The following is a 17,711-nucleotide window of genomic DNA, read 5'->3' as shown; positions in this document are numbered from 1 at the left end:
ACTACCCGCTGGGTTCCCGGCTAGCGGGACCGCTGCCGCCCCAGCACCGCCGCGGTGGCGAGCACACCCAGTGCGCCCAGCACGATGCCGATACTGCCCAGCCAGCGTGCCGTGGTGTCGGGTTCGTGTTCCTCGGCGGCCGACGCGGCATGCACATCGCCGTGGTTCTGCGCTCCACCGGATCGTTCGGGAGCCAAGGCCAATGTCGGAGCGGGATATTCGGGTTCGTTATCACCCGAGGGATGCTGATCCCATGTGACCACCCGGCCGTCGGCATAGGTTTGAGTGGCGGGCAGCGTCAGGGTTTCGGAATCCGGCAGCCCATCGGCCAGCACGAAGAATTGTTCGAATTGTCCCGGCCCGATTCCGGCAGCCTGATCGGCGGTCCAGGTGACCGCGGTGACCTTGTGGTTGCCGTCGCGGGTGACGGTGGTCTTCCAGCCCGGGGTGGGCTCCGTCTCGACCTCGGTCAGACCCGGAAATTGCACGCTGAGTCCGGTGGTGGCGCTGCCGGTCGCCGATTCGTTGGGGACCCGGAAGGTGAGTACGGCGGATCCGCCGCGCGCGGCGTCCGGCCCGGAGACGGTGACGTGTGCGGCGGCCGGGACTGCCGCGACGAGTGCCGCCGCACCGGCGGTGAGACCGGCGAAGGCGGTCCGATGCAGCCAGGAATTGTTCATAACGCGGTCACTCCTCTGCCTGTGATTTCGGGAGAACCTGATGACGTTATGAACAATATCCCCGGACGGATTCGATCAGTGCGTGTCGTTCCAGAATTGCGCGCCCGCGGCGATCAACGCCGGAACGCCGACGACGATGGTCCCGACCACAGCGCCCATCGCGGCCAGCGCCGCCCCGGTAACCAGGCATCCGCCGATCGCGCCGGGGACCGCCAGCACGCCGATGGTGACCACGCCGCCCGCCGCGCCGCCGACGATACCGCCGGCCACACAGCCGATGCCCGCGCCGACCGTGCTGCCGAGCAGGCTGCCGACCGTGGCCGCCGCCATCATCTCCATACTGAAATTACCGAAGGCGGCGTTGAAATTCGGATGTGACAGCGCGTCGATCTCCTGGGCGGTCGCCGCGGGCAGCGGCCGGCTCGCGGCTGGATCCGTTTCGGCGGTGAGGGTGACGCGATCGCCGTCGACCTGCGCAGCGATCGGCAGCACGCGCCCTTCGTGCCGATATGCCAGCGGAAGCGAGGCGACCGTGGCGCCGTGCCGGTCGATGAACTCCAGATGGTTGTCGTGCACCGCCACCGCGCCGGTGTCCACGGCGAGAACCACCGAGCGGCCGATCGCGTTGGCCTGGAAATGAATATCGGAGGTGGTGGGTGCCGCCGGATCGGCGGCCGCCGATCCGGCGGAGATGCCGAGGGCGGAGACGACCAGGGCCGCGACCGCCACACCGTTGCGCAACATCATTGTGAGACTCCCGGAGTTGTTCGTGGCAGCGGGAATTCGCTGTCGAGAAGTGGTCGCCGGATTCGCGGTCGCGGTTCCGGAGCCGGACGAATGTGATGTAGCGCACCGTGTTTCGTCATTCGCCCACCGAGCTTTCCGCGGCGGCCGCTCGCAGTGCTCGTCGATCGACTTTTCCGGCGGGGCCGAGCGGCAAACCGGGCAGCTGCAGAACGCGTTCGGGGAACTTGCGTGGTTCCAGGCCGGTCGAGCCGAGATAGTCGGTGATGTCGCGCAAGGTGAGGGGTGCGGCGGCGGCCACACAGGCGCACAGCCTTTCGCCGTACAGCGGATCGGGGACCGGCACACAGACCACATCGGTGATCGCCGGATGGCCGATGAGCAGCGACTCCACCTCGGCTGGGCTGATATTGAGCCCGCCCCGAATGATGACGTCCTTACTGCGGCCGGTGATTGTCAGATATCCGTCGCTGTCGAAACTGCCCAGATCGCCGGTGCGGGTCCAGCCGTCCGGGGTGCGCAGCGTGCGATCGAGCTCCGGCGCGCCGACGTAGCACATCGGTGACATCGGCCCGCGTGCGATGATCTCGCCCACCGCGCCGGCGGGTAGTGGATCGAATTGTGGTCCGACCACCCGTATTTCGGCCACCGCGGGATTCGGCCGGCCGGCCGTGGTGGCACGTTCGGGCGGTTCGTTAGGACCCGGATGACATGACACCCCGTCCGCGGAACCGTATAGATTGACGATCGGACATCGCAGGGCGGCCCGGCCCCGCCGCGCGGTCTCGGCATCCAGCGGCGATCCCCCGACGACGACGGCACGCAGGCTGCGCAGGTCCCGGGTGCGGATCGACGGGTCGTCGAGCAGCAGCCGCAACATGGTCGGAACACCCAGAAGATGTGTGGGGCGTGCCTTTTCGATGGCCGCCAAGGTGGCGGCCGGGTCGAAGCCCGGCCGCAGCACCAGCGTGGCGCCGAAGGCGGCCAAGGTGACCGCGGTGCCACTGGACCCGAAGGCCGAGGCCAGCGGCACGAGGAACATGTTGCGCATCTGCCGCGGTTCCTCGTGCAGCGCGGCCATCATCGCGCCGCGGCCGCCGGCGAGTGCATTGTGCGAGTAGAGCACCATTTTCGGTTCGGCCTCCGATCCGGAGGTGACCAGAATCCGGGCCGGTCCGTCGGGATCGGGGCGATGCGCGACGAATCCGCTCCCGTCGGGGGCCAGCAGCGCGTGCATCGGCACACAGCCCCGGGATGTGTGCCGTCCCACCGCGACCACCGCGCGCAGGGCCGGCAGGTCGGCGGCCATATTCCGGATCAGCTCGGCGCAGGGCTGTCCGCGGTGTTCGGCCAGGGCGATCACCGCGACCGCCCCCGACCGCCGCAACAGATTCGCGGCCTCCCGGATGCCGCGTCCTACCGGAAAGGGCAGCACGACCGCCCCGAGCGCCGCGACGGCCAGGTCCGCCACGCAGGACAACCTGCTGTTCGGAAGTTGCACGGCCACAACGTCATCGGGAGCGACGCCGAGTGCCCGCAGGCCGGCCGCCAGTCGCCGGACCAGATCATCGAGTTCGGCGTAGTCGACCGAGCCGTCGGCATCGATGATCGCGACCGCATCCGGCCGACGTGCGCGATGCGCGGCGAATTGCGAGTACAGATCGAGATCGGGATAGTAGCCCGCCCGCGACCAGCTCTTACGCAGTGCGGTCGGAACCAGATCGGTGTACCAGCGGCCATTGTCGACCAGTGTCACGACATCCTCCAGGGCGTGGTCAAGGCGGGACAGCCGTGGTCGTCGCGGCCGAGGACGTCCGCGAACCGAGGGTCTCCGACCAGTTCGGCGAGGTCGGTGGTGACCCGGACCGGGACACCGGACGCGCCCGCGACGACCCATGCCCCGTCCAGGCGGAAGGGTTGCCGCGGTCTCGTCGCGGTCGCGCCGGAAGCGTGCTGCCGCAGGGTATTCGAGGCGCTGAGCAGACTGCTCTCCGCGGACACGCCGATGCCGGTGGCCCGGCGGCGCAGGAGCGCGATGACCGCGGCCTGTGCGCCGAGTATCCCGCCCAGCACATCCAGCACGGTCATCAGCGTGGGCGCGGGCGGGGTATCCGGCGGCCCCACCAGTTCGGCCAGTCCGGTGCGGGCCTGGACCATGAAGTCGGTGCCCGGGGGCAGGTCGGTCAGGTCGGCGCCGGACCAGCCGGAGGTGTGCAGGTACACCGTTCCGGGCGGCAGATCGCGACCGCGGAGCCCGAACTGCTCGGCCTTGCCCGGCGCCCAATTGTGCAGGAATACATCGTATTCGGCGGTCAGCTCCCGGAGCCGGTCCTGATCGGCGGCGGACTTGATATCGAATTCGAGTGCTCGCTTGTGCCGGTTGAGGGCCAGCCAGCGCGCGGAGATGTCCCCACTGCACGGGGGCATATCCCGCAGCGGATCGCCGCCGGGTGGTTCGATCCGGGTCACCTCGGCGCCCAGCAGGCGCAGCAGATGCGCTGCCAGCGGTGCCTGTACCCGGCGGCCCGCCTCCAGGACGCGCAGGCCGGCCAGCGGTGCGGTGGCGCTGCCGGAGGCCGAAACACGATGCACCGATCGCCTTTCCGCGAGATCGGCGATCGACCACGGGGCCGCGAGCAGTCGCGGATCCGGTGTCGCCGGGTCGGAAGGCGCGTAGAGGCGGCAGACCGATACCCCGGTGCGCGCCGCGGCATCGGAGATGGCCGCGAACGTATGCGACCGCGTAGTGCGATGCAGGTCCTCCGGCATCGGCGCGGCCGCGGTCGCGTAGCGGAATTGGAAGGGACGCCAGCCCTTTCGCAGTGCGTTGCGGTCGGCGTCCAGTGCCGACCAGAACGCGGCCCATGGCTCGGGCAGCAGCGACTCGATTTCGAACCGGATACCGTCCGCGCTGACGAACGGTGGACCGCCCGGAACCGGGGCGACCGCTTCCGGATCGTCCGCGCCGGCCGCCGCGAGGTACTGGGATATGCCCAGCAGGGCCGTCTCGGCCACACTGGTCTGCACCCGTAATCGCCGCCGCGGCAGCAACAGACTCGCCAACAGCCCGGTCATCCCCAGCACGCCGGCCACCGTGGCGCAATAGTCGAGTTCGAGACCGCGCGGAGCGCCGGTGCGCCGCCCGTTGACCTGCATCACACCGCAGATCGCCTGTACTGCGGTCTCATCGGTGAGTGCGCTGTCGCGAACCGGTCCGGACCAATCGATGACCAGTTCGCGGCGGGTGCCGTCCAAGAACTCCAGGACGGCGGTGGCGGCGGCCGCGGATTCCTCCTCCGGGCCGTCCGACGTCGCGGCGCCCAGCGCGCCGAGGTGTTCGCGCAGTACCCGCGCGGTGGCTCCGCTTCCGGTGACGGTGGCGATCGTGCCGGGCGGTATCAGCTCGATCGGGGGACCGGACAGAGGTGTGGTTGTCATGCTCGCCTTTCACCGGAAACTCCTCGGGTGCTGTGACATAGGTCGGGCGGCATGGCCGATGAGTTCCGGCCCGTGGTGTGATCGGGATATGGGTGCGGAATCGACGCTGCGGTCGCGGGTGCGGAAATTCGTTGACAATGAGGTGATTCCGATCGAGGACCAGCTGGAATCCGATATCGGGACAGCATGGTCGGCGGTGCGTGCGCGGGCGATCGACGCGGGGGTGTGGGCGCTGCCACTGCCGGTGGCGCACGGCGGCGGCGGCCTGGCCGTCGCCGACTATCTGGAGCTGGCCGAGGACGAGGGCCGCAGCGATTTCGGGCCTGACGCACTCGGTTCCGCCGCACTGCTCACTGTGCGCATGATCACCGCACACGCGCATCCGGACCTCCGGTCCGCGCTGTTGCCCGGCCTCGTATCCGGGGACCTGCGGATCGCCTACGCCATGACCGAACCCGGTGTGCCCGGATCGGATCCCGCGGCTCTGCGCACCACGGCGACCGCCGACGGTGACGGCTGGCGGATCACCGGCCGCAAGTGGTTCACCACCGGTGCCGGCCGGGCCGATCAGGTGCTTGTCGTCGCCCGGACCGGAGCAGGCCCAGCGCGGTCGGCCTTCTCGATCTTCGCGGTGCCGACGACCGACCCCGGATTCCGGATCGAGCGGGAGCTGGACGTACTCGGAGCGGGCGGACAGTACGAGCTGTCCTTCGACGAGGTGTGGGTTCCCGCAACGCATCTGGTCGGTGCGGTCGGTGGTGGCCTCGCGCTGGCCGGCCAACGCCTCGCCCTCGGCCGCACCCTGCGCGCCCTGCGCTGGATCGGGCAGGCGCAGCGCGCGATCGAGTCGCTGAGCGCGCGGGCGGCGGCCCGCCGGATCGGCGACAGCGCACTGTCGGAGCGGCAACTGGTGCAGCAGTTGCTGTTCGACTCCGAACTGGCCGTCCGCTCGGCGCGTGAACTCACCCGTCGAGCCGCGTATCTGGTGGCCTCCGACGCCCCCGCGCAGGTCGAGGTGAGCCTGGCGAAGGTGGCGGCCGCCCGCGCCCTGGGCACGGCCGTGGATGCCGCCATCCAGGTCTACGGTGCCGAAGGCCTCACCGCCGCAACGGGTTTACCGCGATTGCTGCGGGTGGCCCGCACCGCGCGCATCCTCGACGGCCCGGACGAGTTCCACATCAGCGCCACTGCCCGACGGCTGCTGCGCGAGTACACCGCTGCCGCGCGGTAGCGGCTGCGACGTCGTATCGAACGCGAATTCACCGCTCCGGGAACTTGTCCGCGTCCACGACCGACCTTGTTCGGAGAGAACGAGTGGAGTGCAAGTGGAAACGGGTTCGACGGTGGAAATGTCCGGGGTGTGCTGTGCGCACGGCCGGCGCACGGTGGTTCGTGACGTGGATGTGCGGGTGCGCGCGGGGGAGCGGGTGGCGCTGACCGGGACCAACGGGTCCGGGAAGACGACACTGCTGCGGGCCGTACTGGGGCTGCATCCGGTCCGGGCGGGGACCGTCACCGTCGACGGGCGCCAGGTGCGCACCGGGCGGGACCTGGATCGGCGGCGGCGCCGGGTGGCGTGGATTCCGCAGCGGCAGGCTGGAGGACGGTTTCCCCTGCTGGCGCGGGAACTGCTGGACAGCAGTGGCGCGTTCGGGGAGGCCGTCGCGGCGGCGGGGCGGCTGGGCGTCGGCGATCTGGTGGACCGGCCGTTGCATACACTGTCCGGCGGACAGCTCCAGCGCATGTACCTGGCGCGAGCTGTCGGGTGTGTGGGTGCCGGGGCGGGGGCCCTGCTCGCCGACGAGCCCACTGCCGCACTGGATTTCGACGGTCAGAGCGACGCCGCGGACCTGCTGACCGGGCTGCCGGTGACGCTGCTGGTCGTCACCCATGATCGTGCCCTGGCGGCCCGCTGCGATCGAGTGCTGGAGATGGCCGACGGCCGGCTGCGCGAAATACCCGTGCGGTCCGGGGAGACCAGGTGAACAGCGCGGCCGATGTCGCGGACCTGTGGCAACTGGCCTCGGTGCAGCGGGCACTGGTGGCACTGGTGCTCGGCGCGATCGGCCTGCCGATCGTGGGCGTGGTGATCATCGGCCTCGACATCATGCCGGTGCGCTTCGCCATGATGCACGTCGCGCTGCTCGGCATCGCCGTGGGCATGCTCACCGGACTGGACCCGATGGTGTGCGCGCTGGCCGCCTGCGCCGCCTCGGGCGCCGCACTGACCCCACTGGCCCGCAGTCCCGCCGGATTGTCCGGTGCGATGGGGCTGTTGATGAGCCTGGCGATCGCCGGTGCGCTACTGGTGTTGTCGATCGCCGGAGTCAACGCCAACGGCGCGTTCGAATTGCTGTGGGGTTCGATCCTGGCGACTCGCACCGGTGATGTGGCGCTGCTCGCCGTGCTGGCGGTGCTGGTACCGATGCTGTTCGTCCTGCGGCGCCGGCAGCTGGCGCTGCTGCTGCACGATCGTGAACTGGCGGCCTCTTCCGGAGTACGGGTCTATCGGCTGACCCTGGTCCTGCTGGTACTGGTCGCGGTGGCGGTCGCGGCCGGAATCCGGCTCACCGGCGCGCTGCTGGTGGACGCGCTCACCTTGCTGCCCGCGCTGGCGGCCCGGCGGGTGGCGAATTCGTTGCCGGGCATGGTGTTCGCGGCGGTCGTCATCGGGCTGCTGGTCAATGTGACCGGGTTCGTGCTGGCCGTCTGGTTCGATCTGCCGCCCGGCCCGGTCCTGGTTCTGTCGGCGGGCGCGGTGGCGCTCGCGGTCCATGTATTACCCGATGGGAGAACACGACGATGGCGTTCATCACCCGAAAGCGGCTCGCCCGCCTCGGATTCGGTATCACTGCACTGATCACCGCCGCTTCGGCCGTCGCCGGATGCGGTTCCGGCGACCACGGTCACGGCGATCACACGGGAGCGCGGGTGGTGGCGGCCAGCAGCTGGGAGGCCGCCTTCGCCAAAGCCGCCGGCGCCACCGATGTCACGGTGATCGTGCCCGCCGCGATCGAACACGCACCGGACTACGATCCCAAGCCGTCGGATCTGGTCGCGGTGTCGAGGGCCGATTTCGTGCTCTACGCGCCGTTCGAGGGTTTCGCGGGCAAGATCAAGGACGCGGCCGGATCCTCGGCGAGGATGGTGTCGGTCAACCTCGACAACAGCCACGACAACGTGCTCAGCGAGGTGCGACGGCTCGGCGACATGTTCGGCACCCGCCCAGCCGCCGACACCTGGCTGCGCGACTTCGACACCGTGTACGGCACGCTGTCGGCCGACCTGCGAGCCGCATGGCGGAATACGCAGCCGCCCACGGTGATAGCGCAGTCGTTCCTGGGGTTCGCGGCCCAGATGTCGGGGGCGCGGGTGCTGGGCACCTATGGCCCCGGTGAGGTGACCGCCAAGCAGGTCGCGGAGTTGTCCGGGCTGCGTCCACAGTTCGTGTTCGCGAATGCGCAGATGGATACCGGAACGGTCCTGTCCGGCGCGGGGGCCCGCCAGCTGGACCTGTCCAACTATCCGACCGCGAACGACGATCTGCTGACGGTCTACCGCGACACCGCGGCGACGATCATCGCCGCATTGCGGGGATAGCCGAGGATCGGCCGGTATCGCCCACTCAGATCAGGGTGGGCGATACCGCACCCAGCACGATGGCCAGGGCCAGCAGCAAAAAGTAGTCACCCCATATCAATTCGTGTGCCACCGCCACCCCGCCCGGTAGGTCGTAACATCCGCGCAGCAGCCGGCCGCGTGGTCCGGTCCGGGCGAGGTGTTCGGTGACGAGTTCGGAAATCAGTGCCTCGGCCTCCCGGGTGCGGCCGAGTTTGCACAACGCCACCGCGGTGATCGCGGCCGCGGACGTATCGACCGCGGTGGCGCCGGTGATCGCGGCGGGAACCACCGGAGGGTTCGGGGCGTGTTCGGCCGACGAGTGCGCGTAGTCCGTGAATGCGCTGTCGAGCCAGTACCCGGCGTCGGCGAGCGCCAGCAGTAGCCAGGCGCGTCCGCGCGACCATCCGGGTGGAGGTGACGATCGCGCTCGCCACCCTCCGGCCGTCTTGACGAACGCCGCCGGCGCGGATTCCGACAACCGGTTTCCGGTAGCGGTATCCGAACATGCGCCGGTCGGCCCCCGGCGCGGTGGTGCACCCGCGATGTCGAGGTATCCGCGCAGGAATCGCTCGGCGACAGCGGGTGCGCCCGCCCACGCCAGCAGCGGAATGGTCCCCGCGAGGCCATCCACCCGGGCGGTGATCTCGTCGGCGGGGTCGCCGAAGGCGGTGCCCCACGGCAGGATTCCGGTGCCGGGGTCGACTGTGGCGCACAGTCGTTCGGCGGCGGTGCGAGCCGCTGAACCGGTGCGCGCACCCGCTGCCGTCGCGGATAGCACGCACGGGAGCGGCCGCTCCGGCGCGAAGCCCAGGCGTTCTCCCGCGGCGTCGCCGTACCAGAAGATCAGCCCGCGTGTCACGGTGTCCGACCGGGTGCTGAGCGCCGACCGCGCGGCGGCTTCCCGCGCCGCGCGCAGATGCGTTGTCTCCCTGGTCAATCGCGCCCGCAACCACAGTTGCCCGACCCAGAAACCCGATACCCACGACCCTCGCCGCGAGGTGATCCACTCCCCGGAATCGGGATCGGCGTAGATCGGAAACCTCGGGCCGACGGCGGCTTCGGTCGAATCGACGCGCGCCAGCACATCGTCGAGAGCGTGTTCCAGTTTGTTCATCGCGCCGGCCCCGTTTGTCGCTGCCACCACCAGGCCACCGCTGTGGCCGCGAGGAATTCGGTGATCACCACCGACCAGGCGCAGGGGTATCCGCGATACTGGGCCAGCATGCCGAATACGCTGGGGCCGACCACGAATCCGGCGAAGAATCCGGCCGACACCAACGCCGAATCCCGGCCGATATGCTCCGGTGCGGCCGTGGCGATCACCGTCATCATCGACACCGCGTTGGCGGCGACCGCGAATCCGCCGATTCCCAGTACACCCGGCCACACCAGCCACGCGCCCACCGGGTCGGCGGCCAGTATCACGGCGGCGGCGACGGCCGAGCCGAAACCCAAGGGCGCCAGCAGGATCGCGGGACTGCGCAGCGTGGCCGATCTGCGGGTCCAGCCCACCCTACCGGCGATGCCGGCCACTCCGAGACCCGCGACCAGCGCGCTCGCCGCGCCCGGGGACAGCCCCAGCCGTGCCGAGGAGTACAGCGCGGTGTAGGTGTTGATCGCCGAAATTCCGGCGCCGAGGAAGAGCGAGAAACCGCACATCCAGGCGGCGTCACCCTGTGGGCGTTTCACTCGTAGCGCCGGAATCTGCGGTGGCGCGCTATCTTTCGCCACGGCGCCGGTCAGCACCGCCGCGCCGGAGGCGAGTACGGCGGTGAGTCCGACCGCGATTCGCCAGTCGGTCGCCGAGGCCAGTGCCGCCAGGGGCAGTCCGGCGAGAAAGGCCCCGAATTGCACTCCGGACTGCTTCCATCCGGCGACAGCGCCCCGCCGAGACGGTGGAATGCGGGCCGCGATCAGTTGATTCGTCGTCGGATTCGCCAGCGCCTGCGCCAGCCCGGACAGCGCGATCGCCAGCACCAGCAGTGCGTAGGACCGGGCCATCGCGAACAGACCGAGGGCTGTCGCCGCGACCACGAACATGACGCTCAGGCATCGGCGCGCCCCGATGGCGGCGACCGCGGGCCCGACCACGGGGGACAACAGCGCGGCCACCGCGAACCCCGCGGCGACCAGTAGTCCGAGTCTCGTTGTGGTTCCGCCGAATTCACCGATCAGACGCGGCCCCAACGCCCCGAGGAGGAACAGCGGCAACATCGACAGCGTCATGGCGATGATCAGCAACGTGGTCAGGACCGCGTGCCGCACCACGCCCGGCGCCGCATCCGCATCCACACTCACATCGACACAGGTCGTGTGGCGGTGCGGAAAAGTTCCCGATCAGCCGACGCCGCCGTCGCGCTGTTCCGAAGCGGTCAGCAGATCCTCACGGGCACGGGCGATCCGGGAGCGAATGGTGCCCACCGGCACCCCGGCCACCTGTGCCGCCTCCTGATACGACAGTCCGAGCATCTGGGTCAGTACCAGGGCTTCGCGTCGCTCGGGATCCAGGCTGTCGAGCAGGATCCGCATTTCCACCAGATCCTCGAAGGTGCGGCCCGAATGATGCTGGGCCGCGCGAGTTTCCGCGGCGCTCTCCCAGTCGTCGGTGGCATGCAGCCGCGGGCGCGCCATGGCCGACCGGATCGAATCGACCACGACCCTGCGTGCGATCGACAACAACCACGCGCGCGAGGTCGAGCGGCCCGCGAATCGCGGCAGGCTGCCGAAAGCGCGGACGAAGGTCTCCTGGGTCAGATCGTCGGCAGCACCTGGTCCCTCGCGATAGGCGTGGAAGCGCCACACATCGGCCTGCAGGGCGCGTACCCATTGTTCGAATGCTCGTCGATCACCACGCCCCGCGGCGAGTGCGAGCTCTGTCAGCTGGTCGTCTCTGTCACCACCCGGCACGGCGGTCACGCTACTACACCCCGTCGTGGAACTCATCCCCCGTTGTGCGCGACCATGGGAGCATGAAGTGCGAAACGGTCCGGGAAGCGCTCTCGGCACGCATCGATGGTGAAGCCGAGCCGATCCCGGCGGAGGTGACCGACCGGCATCTGGCCGCGTGCCCGGCCTGCCGGGGATGGTGTCGCAGCGCGGAGACGTTGCGTCGCACCATGATTGTCCGCACCGCACCGCAGGTTCCGGATCTGACCGCGGCGATTCTCGGCGAACTGCCGCCCGCGCGGCGCGCACCGCAGATCGCCCGGGTCGCGCTGGCGGCGGTGGCGGTCGCGCAGACGGGGCTGGCCGTGGCCCAGCTCGTCGGTGCCGATACCGGGATGGGCGACAGCCACGGCGCGTTCATGCTCGGACATATGACCCATGAGAGTGCGGCCTGGAATCTCGCCGTCGGAATCGGCCTGATCTGGGCGGCACTGCGCATCCGCACCGCTGCCGCTCAATTGCCGATGCTCGGTGTCTTCGTCGGTGCGCTGACCGGTGCGTCGCTGCTGGACCTGATCCGCGGTGACGTCACGGTGGGCCGACTGGCCACTCATATTCCGGTGCTGGTCGGGGTGGCGTTGCTGTATCTGGTCCATCGCCAGCATCGTGACGACGGTCAGCCCGGCCACCGCCGATCCGCGACGGATCCGGAGTACACCGATATCGCCGTCACACCGCTCGAGACGCCGCCTCGCATTCCCGCCACGGATATCGGATACCATCGGCCGGCCAGCCGCCATCGGGTCGCGTGAGCCGGATCGGCCGCACCCGCCGACCGGCCGGCGAACCCCGGTGGCAGCCGGAAAAGACCTGCCGCACACCGAGGTTCGCGCCCTTCGCCGCTACTTCGCCGCCGGGGCCTGGAACGGAGCGTTGATCGTGGTGAAGTACTGGGCCGCGGCCATCACCGCGACCGGGGCGGTGACCAGCAACTGACCGGCCAGAGTGCCGAGCGCGCCGATCGCCACGATGCCACCGAGGCAACCCACCATCGCGGCCGGAACGAACGGACCGAACATGCCGACGATGGTGGCCGCCGCGACCGTGGCACCGGCGATGCCGCCCAGCAGGCAGCCGACTCCGCCGCCGGTGATCCCGCCGACCAGGGTGCCGATGGTGGCGCCGGTGCCCATCGTGCTGGTCATGCGGCTCCACGCGGCCTGCTCGCGGTCATACGGCGTCTTCCACGGCGCGCTGTCCTCGAAGGGCATCGCGACCGGCTTGTACACCGCGTGCGCCGGATCGAACTGCGGGGTGAGGGTAGCGGTGCGGTCGTGAATGCGCGCCTCGATCGGGAAGACGAAATCGTCCACCCGGAACGACAATTCGGTGCCGGCGAGCACGGTGCCATCGGCCGCCTCGATCGTGAATACGCCGTTGTCGGCGGTCAGCGAACCGGCGTCGGTGGAGATGACGGTGCCCGTCGTGGTGGTGGTCGCCGTGTAGTTCACCGCACCGGCGTCGGCGGGCGCGGCACCCGCGGTGGCGGTGCTCAGTCCGAGGGCGGCGGCGACGAGGGCGGCGGTGGCGGCGAGGTTCTTGATTCCCATGGTGCTGGTTCCTTGTGCGATATCAGGTCAGTGAAAGTTGCTGGTGGTGTGCCGACTGCGCCGGAACTGGGCATGGCTGTACCCGGGACGTCCGAAGCCGGTGCGTCCGTAGGATTTACGGCGCAGTCGTTGCTGCCGGCCGAATGCTGTCGGCGGCTGTTACGACCCGGATGTGCGCGCGTTCCCTCGGACGGGCGACCTGGCGTCGCTCGTCCGGACGTGAAACAGGCTCCGGCGCAGCCGGATCACATCGGCGAGTGTCGTAACCGAATGCGGTTCGGAGGTTCAGGCGACGGTTCCTCGACGGCGGTTCGGTACCAGTCCGAGACCGGCGTCGACGATCAGGAACGCGAGCAGGCTGACGCCCAATACCGGTGCGAACCACCCGATCGATACGGTGACCGCGACCAGCGGGACGCTGACCCACAGTGGTGCCTGCCGCAGCACGCCGCGCACCGGCGCGCGCCCGAAGGAGAACCGGCTGGCATCCCGGGTCGGCCGTCGCCGCCACCACATCAGATAGCCGCGCACGATCACGGTGATCAGCGCGATCATCGTGGCCAGCAGCAACAACTGATTGGCCAGGCCGAAGAGCATGCCCATATGCAGCGCGATTCCCCAGTTGGCGAGCTTGGCCATCAGCGGCCACTGCGCATAACGCAGGATGTCGACGACATCGCCCGTCCTGCCGTCCACCGCGATCGAATCCTGGGTGTAGACCCCGGGCAGCCGGCGTTCCTTCACCACGAACGCGGTGGTGTCCGCGGCCGGAATGGAGATCTCGACCGGACCCTCGATGCCGTGTCCGCGGGCGACGGCGAACACCTTGTCCACCTGGGCGGCACGGTCGGCCGGAACGGGCATCGACATGTCGTGGCCGCCGGTGTGTTCGGCGTGTTCGCCGCCGACCGGCATCGACGGCGTCGCCGAACCCGGCATGGCGGTGGCGACAACCGGTGTGGTCCAGCTCAATTGCTGCCGTAGCGAGGTGATGTGCTCCCCGGCATGCAACGACCAGGTCAGGCCCGTCGCCGAGAGGAACAGCAGGGGCAGCAGAATCCACATGCCGACGGTGGCATGCCAGCTCAGGCTGCGCGGGCGACCGGCCTTGGATCGGTCCGGCCACATCAACCGCCGCGCCGAACCACGCGAACGGCGCCACCACATCACCACGCCCGCGAGCGCGATGATCCACATCCAGGACGCGGCCATCTCGCTGTAGAGCCGCCCGACATCGCCGAGATGCAGATTCCGGTGCAGGACATCGATCCAGGCCCGCGTCGGCAGGGCATTCGTGCTGCCGTAGACGACGCTGTCGCCGACCGGACGCGCGGTCGCGGGATCGACGAATACCGCACGCCGCTCGGACTCGCCGAGACCGGGATCCTTGAAGATCACCTCGGTGGTGTCACCGGCCTGCTGCGCCGGTGCCACCGCGACCGGTGCGAGGGCCGGTTCGGCCGCCGCGCCCGCCGCGATCTGCTCCGACAGCGGCCGCGCCGGACCGGTCGAATCCACATGCAGCAGATGGTGGCTGGTGATCTGCTCCAGGGTCGGCGCGACCGCGTAGAGCGCGCCGGTCACCGCGGCGATCAGAATGAAGGGCGCCACGAAGACACCGGCATAGAAGTGCAACCGCATGGCCAGCGCCTGCACCGCCCGTGTCGTGCCGGCGCGCGCCGCGGCCGGCCGCCCGGCCGGCGCGGATTGCTCCGCCGGCTCGGGCGGTGTCTTCTGCGCCGCGTCGGGCGGTGTCTTCCGCGCCGCGTCGGGCGGTGTCTTTTGCGCCGCGTCGGGCGGCGACGTGTCCGGCTGCGGTGGTTCGGTGCCCGCAGCCGGGATATCGGTAATGCTCACTGGTAGTGCTCCTGTTTCGAGGGCACCCCCTTCGCGCGGATCCGTCCGGCCCGGTCGAGGGGATCGTGGCCGGGCCGCCGGCGATGCCGGTCGATACGGACGCCCGCGCCGCGCACGGGCGCGCGCCGGCTCATCGAATCCGGCCGCGGCAAGGTCCTGGAACACGTGTTCCCGCACTGGGACTGCGACGGTCGCGTGGTCTGGCGACCGCGGACCGTTGTGGACCGTTCGATGCCGGAGGTCCGGCAGCGCCAACTCGCTTCGGGAACTCGTCGCGGACGATATGCCGTCCGGGAACCACCGGTCGAGTCGACGTCGACACCGGTCGTCCGACCGGGCTGTTCGGCGATGCGTATCGGCGAAGGTGGGTGTTGAGATGTTTCAGCAGTACGCAGTGAGTGGTGGTCCGCGAGTGCGGGAGGTTTCGACGGGAAAGATCCGCAGAATAACCCGGTCGCGGTGAACGCTGCGGGGAAGCGGGGGTTCGGCGCTCGCCGGACCGCTCACCGGGATCGGCAGCACCCGCGCGACGGCGGTGCCGATCCGATAGGCGGCCTCGGCGCCGAGAATGACCACGGCGGCGCAGATCGCGCCGATCAGGTGTGCACACAGCATGGCCGGTGTCCACAGCGGCATATCGTGCATATGCGCCATCTCGGCCGACATCACCAGGTGGCCGATCAGTTGCCCGCCCCAGAGCGCGGTGACGAGTCCGACGGCGGTGGTGCGCAGGGGCGCGACTCCCGCGACGAGTGCTCCGACGACGGTGGACGCCGCCACCAGCAGCATCAATGTGCTGGATTGCACCGGCATGCCGCCGGCGGCCCAGCCGTGCGCCGCGATCGATAACGCACCGGAAACTGATCCCGCCGAAGCGCCCCGTAACCGCGCCACCGCGGCGCGGCGCGAATGCGCCGCCACCTGGTCGCGGGCCGGAACTCGGCCGGAATGCAGAATCACGAGCTGAATGATAGCGGACGCTTCACGGCGAATTCTCAGGTAGTCCACGGTATTTCCGCACGGAAGCTGGGCGGCGGCATGCGGGACCGGCCGGCCGGCCCCGAAGACGACATCGGCCCGGGAGCGCGGGCTCCCGGGCCGGTCGGCATCGTGGCCGTCTCAGTCGCCGGAGATCTCCATTTCCGTCAGCGGCTTGCGTAGCAGCTTGCCGGTGGCGTTGCGGGGCAGCTCGTCGAGGAAGATCACCTCGCGCGGCACCTTGTAACGCGCGAGGTTCGCCTTGACGTAGTCCTTGATCTCCTGGGCGTCGCGCTTGGACTCCGGACTCGGAACGACGAAGGCGCGCAGGCGCTTTCCGAATTCCTTGTCGTCGACGCCGACGACCGCCGCCTCCTGCACGTCGGCGCGGTCGGCGATGAGGTGCTCGACCTCCTGCGGGAAGACGTTCTCGCCGCCGGAGACGATCATGTCGTCGTCGCGGCCGTCGATGAACAGCAGCCCGTCCTCGTCGAAGTGCCCGACATCGCCGCTGGACATCTTGCCGTCGATGGTCTCCTTGGTGCGACCGTCGGTGTAGGCCTTGAACGAGTGCGCGTTCTCGATGAAGATCGTGCCGGTGACGTTGGGCTCGGTGATGGGCTGGCGGTTCTCGTCGTAGAGCGCCAGCCGGATGCCCAGTGGCGGCCGGCCCGCGGTGCTCGGCGATTTCCGCAGATCTTCCGGACTTGCCACGGTGATCAGCGCGCATTCGGTGGAGCCGTAGACGTTGTAGAGGACATCGCCGAAGTAGTCCAGGCTCCGGGTGACCACATCCGGCGGAATCGCGGATCCGGCGGCGAAAATCATCCGCAGCGACGACATGTCGTATCGGGCCAGCGTCTCGGCGGGCAGATCGAGCATGCGCTGCAGCATGGTCGGCACCACGACCAGCGACTGCGCCTTGTACTTGTCGATATTGGCGAGTGTGCGCTCCGGGTCGAAGCGGCGCTGCTGGAAGATCATCCGGTTGCCCAGAGAGAGTCCCAGCGTGAACTGGGACAGCCCGGTGGCATGGAAGACCGGTGCGGCGACCACCATGGAACCGTTGCGCGGCAACGGAATTCGATCCAGGAACTGGGCGGAGATGAACGGGCTGACCTTATCGCGCGGGGCGCCCTTGGGGGTACCGGTGGTGCCGCTGGTCAGGATCACCATGCCGCCGGGCTTGGTCGGCGCGGCCACCGCGTCCGGCGACTGGCCCTCGCGCAGTGAATCCACGGTCGGGATCTCGGGGTCGACCTGGTCGGCCTCGTCGACCCAGGTCAGAATCCGGGGAATATCGGCGGGGATCGCGCCCATCAGCTCGACGAACTCGCTGTCGTGCAGCACCAGCTTGACCTGCTCGCGCGCCGCGACGTCGGCGAACTGCGGCTTCGCGAAGCCGGTGTTCATCAGCACCGCCCGCACGCCGAGCTTGCCGGTGGCCGCCAGGGCCAGCACCATGCCGCGGTGATCGCGCGCCAGCAGCGCCACCACATCGCCCTCGCGCAGCCCCTGTGCCGCCAGCCCGCGCGCCAGCTGATTGGACTGGGCGTTGACCTCGGCGAAGGTCAGCTCACCGCGCTCGTCGAGCAGCGCGGGCGAGTTCGGATTCGTCTTGGCGGCGTGCATGATCACGCCGGCGAACGGGCCGAACTTGGTGACGTTCAACGCCGAGCTGACCGCGTGGTCCGGGCGCAGCGGGCTGAACAGGCCCCGCTTGCGCATGACATTGACCCCCTGAGCCAGATCTCCGGCCTTTCGGAGGGCAGTGCTTGCTGACGGAAGGACAGCTGACATAGGTACAACCTTCCGCGGATTCCGCCAGGCAGGCGGGACCGCAACATCGAGATCCAGTGCGTGCTAACCCTAGCAAGCAGGCCGCCGCGGATGTGGT

At 69.5% G+C, this 17,711-nt stretch carries 16 protein-coding genes; 5 read left to right on the top strand and 11 right to left on the bottom strand.

The features are described 5' to 3' along the window. Positions 1-20 precede the first annotated feature (20 nt). The 4 genes from LKD76_RS24090 to LKD76_RS24075 all read right to left on the bottom strand — a co-directional run bounded on the left by LKD76_RS24090 (position 21) and on the right by LKD76_RS24075 (position 4,862). Positions 21-680 (bottom strand): YcnI family copper-binding membrane protein, encoded by a 660-nt coding sequence (locus tag LKD76_RS24090; protein ID WP_227983686.1) that lies wholly within the window; start codon positions 678-680, stop codon positions 21-23. Positions 681-755: 75 nt separating this feature from the next. Beyond that, positions 756-1,427 (bottom strand): DUF8020 domain-containing protein, encoded by a 672-nt coding sequence (locus LKD76_RS24085; RefSeq protein WP_227983685.1) that lies wholly within the window; start codon positions 1,425-1,427, stop codon positions 756-758. A 115-nt stretch (positions 1,428-1,542) separates the two neighbouring features. Continuing rightward, positions 1,543-3,180 (bottom strand): class I adenylate-forming enzyme family protein, encoded by a 1,638-nt coding sequence (locus LKD76_RS24080; RefSeq protein WP_227983684.1) that lies wholly within the window; start codon positions 3,178-3,180, stop codon positions 1,543-1,545. Further along, the gene (locus tag LKD76_RS24075; RefSeq protein ID WP_227983683.1) at positions 3,177-4,862 is read right to left on the bottom strand and encodes a CoA transferase; all 1,686 of its coding nucleotides are present in this window, start codon (positions 4,860-4,862) and stop codon (positions 3,177-3,179) included. Before LKD76_RS24075 ends, LKD76_RS24080 begins: the two co-directional genes overlap by 4 nt. 88 nt (positions 4,863-4,950) lie before the next feature. Between LKD76_RS24075 and LKD76_RS24070 the strand changes: the two genes are divergently transcribed. The 4 genes from LKD76_RS24070 to LKD76_RS24055 all read left to right on the top strand — a co-directional run bounded on the left by LKD76_RS24070 (position 4,951) and on the right by LKD76_RS24055 (position 8,462). Beyond that, positions 4,951-6,093 carry an acyl-CoA dehydrogenase family protein gene (locus LKD76_RS24070; RefSeq protein WP_227983682.1) on the top strand — a complete coding sequence of 381 codons (1,143 nt, stop codon included), beginning with the start codon at positions 4,951-4,953 and terminating at the stop codon, positions 6,091-6,093. Between the two features lie 94 nt (positions 6,094-6,187). Then, a complete protein-coding gene (locus LKD76_RS24065; protein WP_227983681.1) occupies positions 6,188-6,847 on the top strand; it encodes an ABC transporter ATP-binding protein in 660 nt (219 codons plus the stop codon). Then, positions 6,844-7,722 carry a metal ABC transporter permease gene (locus LKD76_RS24060; RefSeq protein ID WP_227983680.1) on the top strand — a complete coding sequence of 293 codons (879 nt, stop codon included), beginning with the start codon at positions 6,844-6,846 and terminating at the stop codon, positions 7,720-7,722. The genes LKD76_RS24065 and LKD76_RS24060 overlap by 4 nt, the downstream gene beginning before the upstream one ends. Further along, complete coding sequence (locus LKD76_RS24055; protein WP_227983679.1) at positions 7,665-8,462, top strand: TroA family protein; 798 nt, start codon at positions 7,665-7,667, stop codon at positions 8,460-8,462. The genes LKD76_RS24060 and LKD76_RS24055 overlap by 58 nt, the downstream gene beginning before the upstream one ends. A gap of 25 nt (positions 8,463-8,487) precedes the next feature. Here the strand turns inward: LKD76_RS24055 and LKD76_RS24050 are convergent, their stop codons facing one another. Genes LKD76_RS24050 through LKD76_RS24040 form a run of 3 tightly spaced genes read right to left on the bottom strand, consistent with a single transcriptional unit; the run spans position 8,488 to position 11,426 of the window. Continuing rightward, the gene (locus LKD76_RS24050) at positions 8,488-9,627 is read right to left on the bottom strand and encodes a hypothetical protein (RefSeq protein ID WP_227983678.1); all 1,140 of its coding nucleotides are present in this window, start codon (positions 9,625-9,627) and stop codon (positions 8,488-8,490) included. After that, positions 9,594-10,781: an MFS transporter gene (locus tag LKD76_RS24045; protein WP_227983677.1), complete on the bottom strand. Its 1,188-nt coding sequence runs from the start codon at positions 10,779-10,781 to the stop codon at positions 9,594-9,596. Before LKD76_RS24045 ends, LKD76_RS24050 begins: the two co-directional genes overlap by 34 nt. A 39-nt stretch (positions 10,782-10,820) precedes the next feature. Continuing rightward, positions 10,821-11,426: a sigma-70 family RNA polymerase sigma factor gene (locus tag LKD76_RS24040; protein ID WP_372465923.1), complete on the bottom strand. Its 606-nt coding sequence runs from the start codon at positions 11,424-11,426 to the stop codon at positions 10,821-10,823. Between the two features lie 26 nt (positions 11,427-11,452). On the opposite strand from LKD76_RS24040, the gene LKD76_RS24035 reads away from it, so the two are divergent. Next, the gene (locus tag LKD76_RS24035; RefSeq protein WP_227983674.1) at positions 11,453-12,181 is read left to right on the top strand and encodes a zf-HC2 domain-containing protein; all 729 of its coding nucleotides are present in this window, start codon (positions 11,453-11,455) and stop codon (positions 12,179-12,181) included. Positions 12,182-12,271: 90 nt separating this feature from the next. Here the strand turns inward: LKD76_RS24035 and LKD76_RS24030 are convergent, their stop codons facing one another. The 4 genes from LKD76_RS24030 to LKD76_RS24015 form a co-directional block, all read right to left on the bottom strand. Beyond that, positions 12,272-12,979: a DUF8020 domain-containing protein gene (locus LKD76_RS24030; RefSeq protein ID WP_227983673.1), complete on the bottom strand. Its 708-nt coding sequence runs from the start codon at positions 12,977-12,979 to the stop codon at positions 12,272-12,274. A 285-nt stretch (positions 12,980-13,264) separates the two neighbouring features. Then, complete coding sequence (locus tag LKD76_RS24025; RefSeq protein ID WP_255662009.1) at positions 13,265-14,620, bottom strand: PepSY-associated TM helix domain-containing protein; 1,356 nt, start codon at positions 14,618-14,620, stop codon at positions 13,265-13,267. Positions 14,621-15,217: 597 nt separating this feature from the next. Next, positions 15,218-15,796: a hypothetical protein gene (locus LKD76_RS24020; protein WP_227983671.1), complete on the bottom strand. Its 579-nt coding sequence runs from the start codon at positions 15,794-15,796 to the stop codon at positions 15,218-15,220. Positions 15,797-15,955: 159 nt separating this feature from the next. Next, positions 15,956-17,614 (bottom strand): acyl-CoA synthetase, encoded by a 1,659-nt coding sequence (locus LKD76_RS24015; RefSeq protein ID WP_372465922.1) that lies wholly within the window; start codon positions 17,612-17,614, stop codon positions 15,956-15,958. Between the last annotated feature and the right edge of the window lie 97 nt (positions 17,615-17,711).

Origin of the sequence: Nocardia spumae, assembly GCF_020733635.1 — a bacterium.
Taxonomy (GTDB): domain Bacteria; phylum Actinomycetota; class Actinomycetes; order Mycobacteriales; family Mycobacteriaceae; genus Nocardia; species Nocardia spumae.
This window is presented reverse-complemented; position numbering and strand designations above follow the sequence as displayed.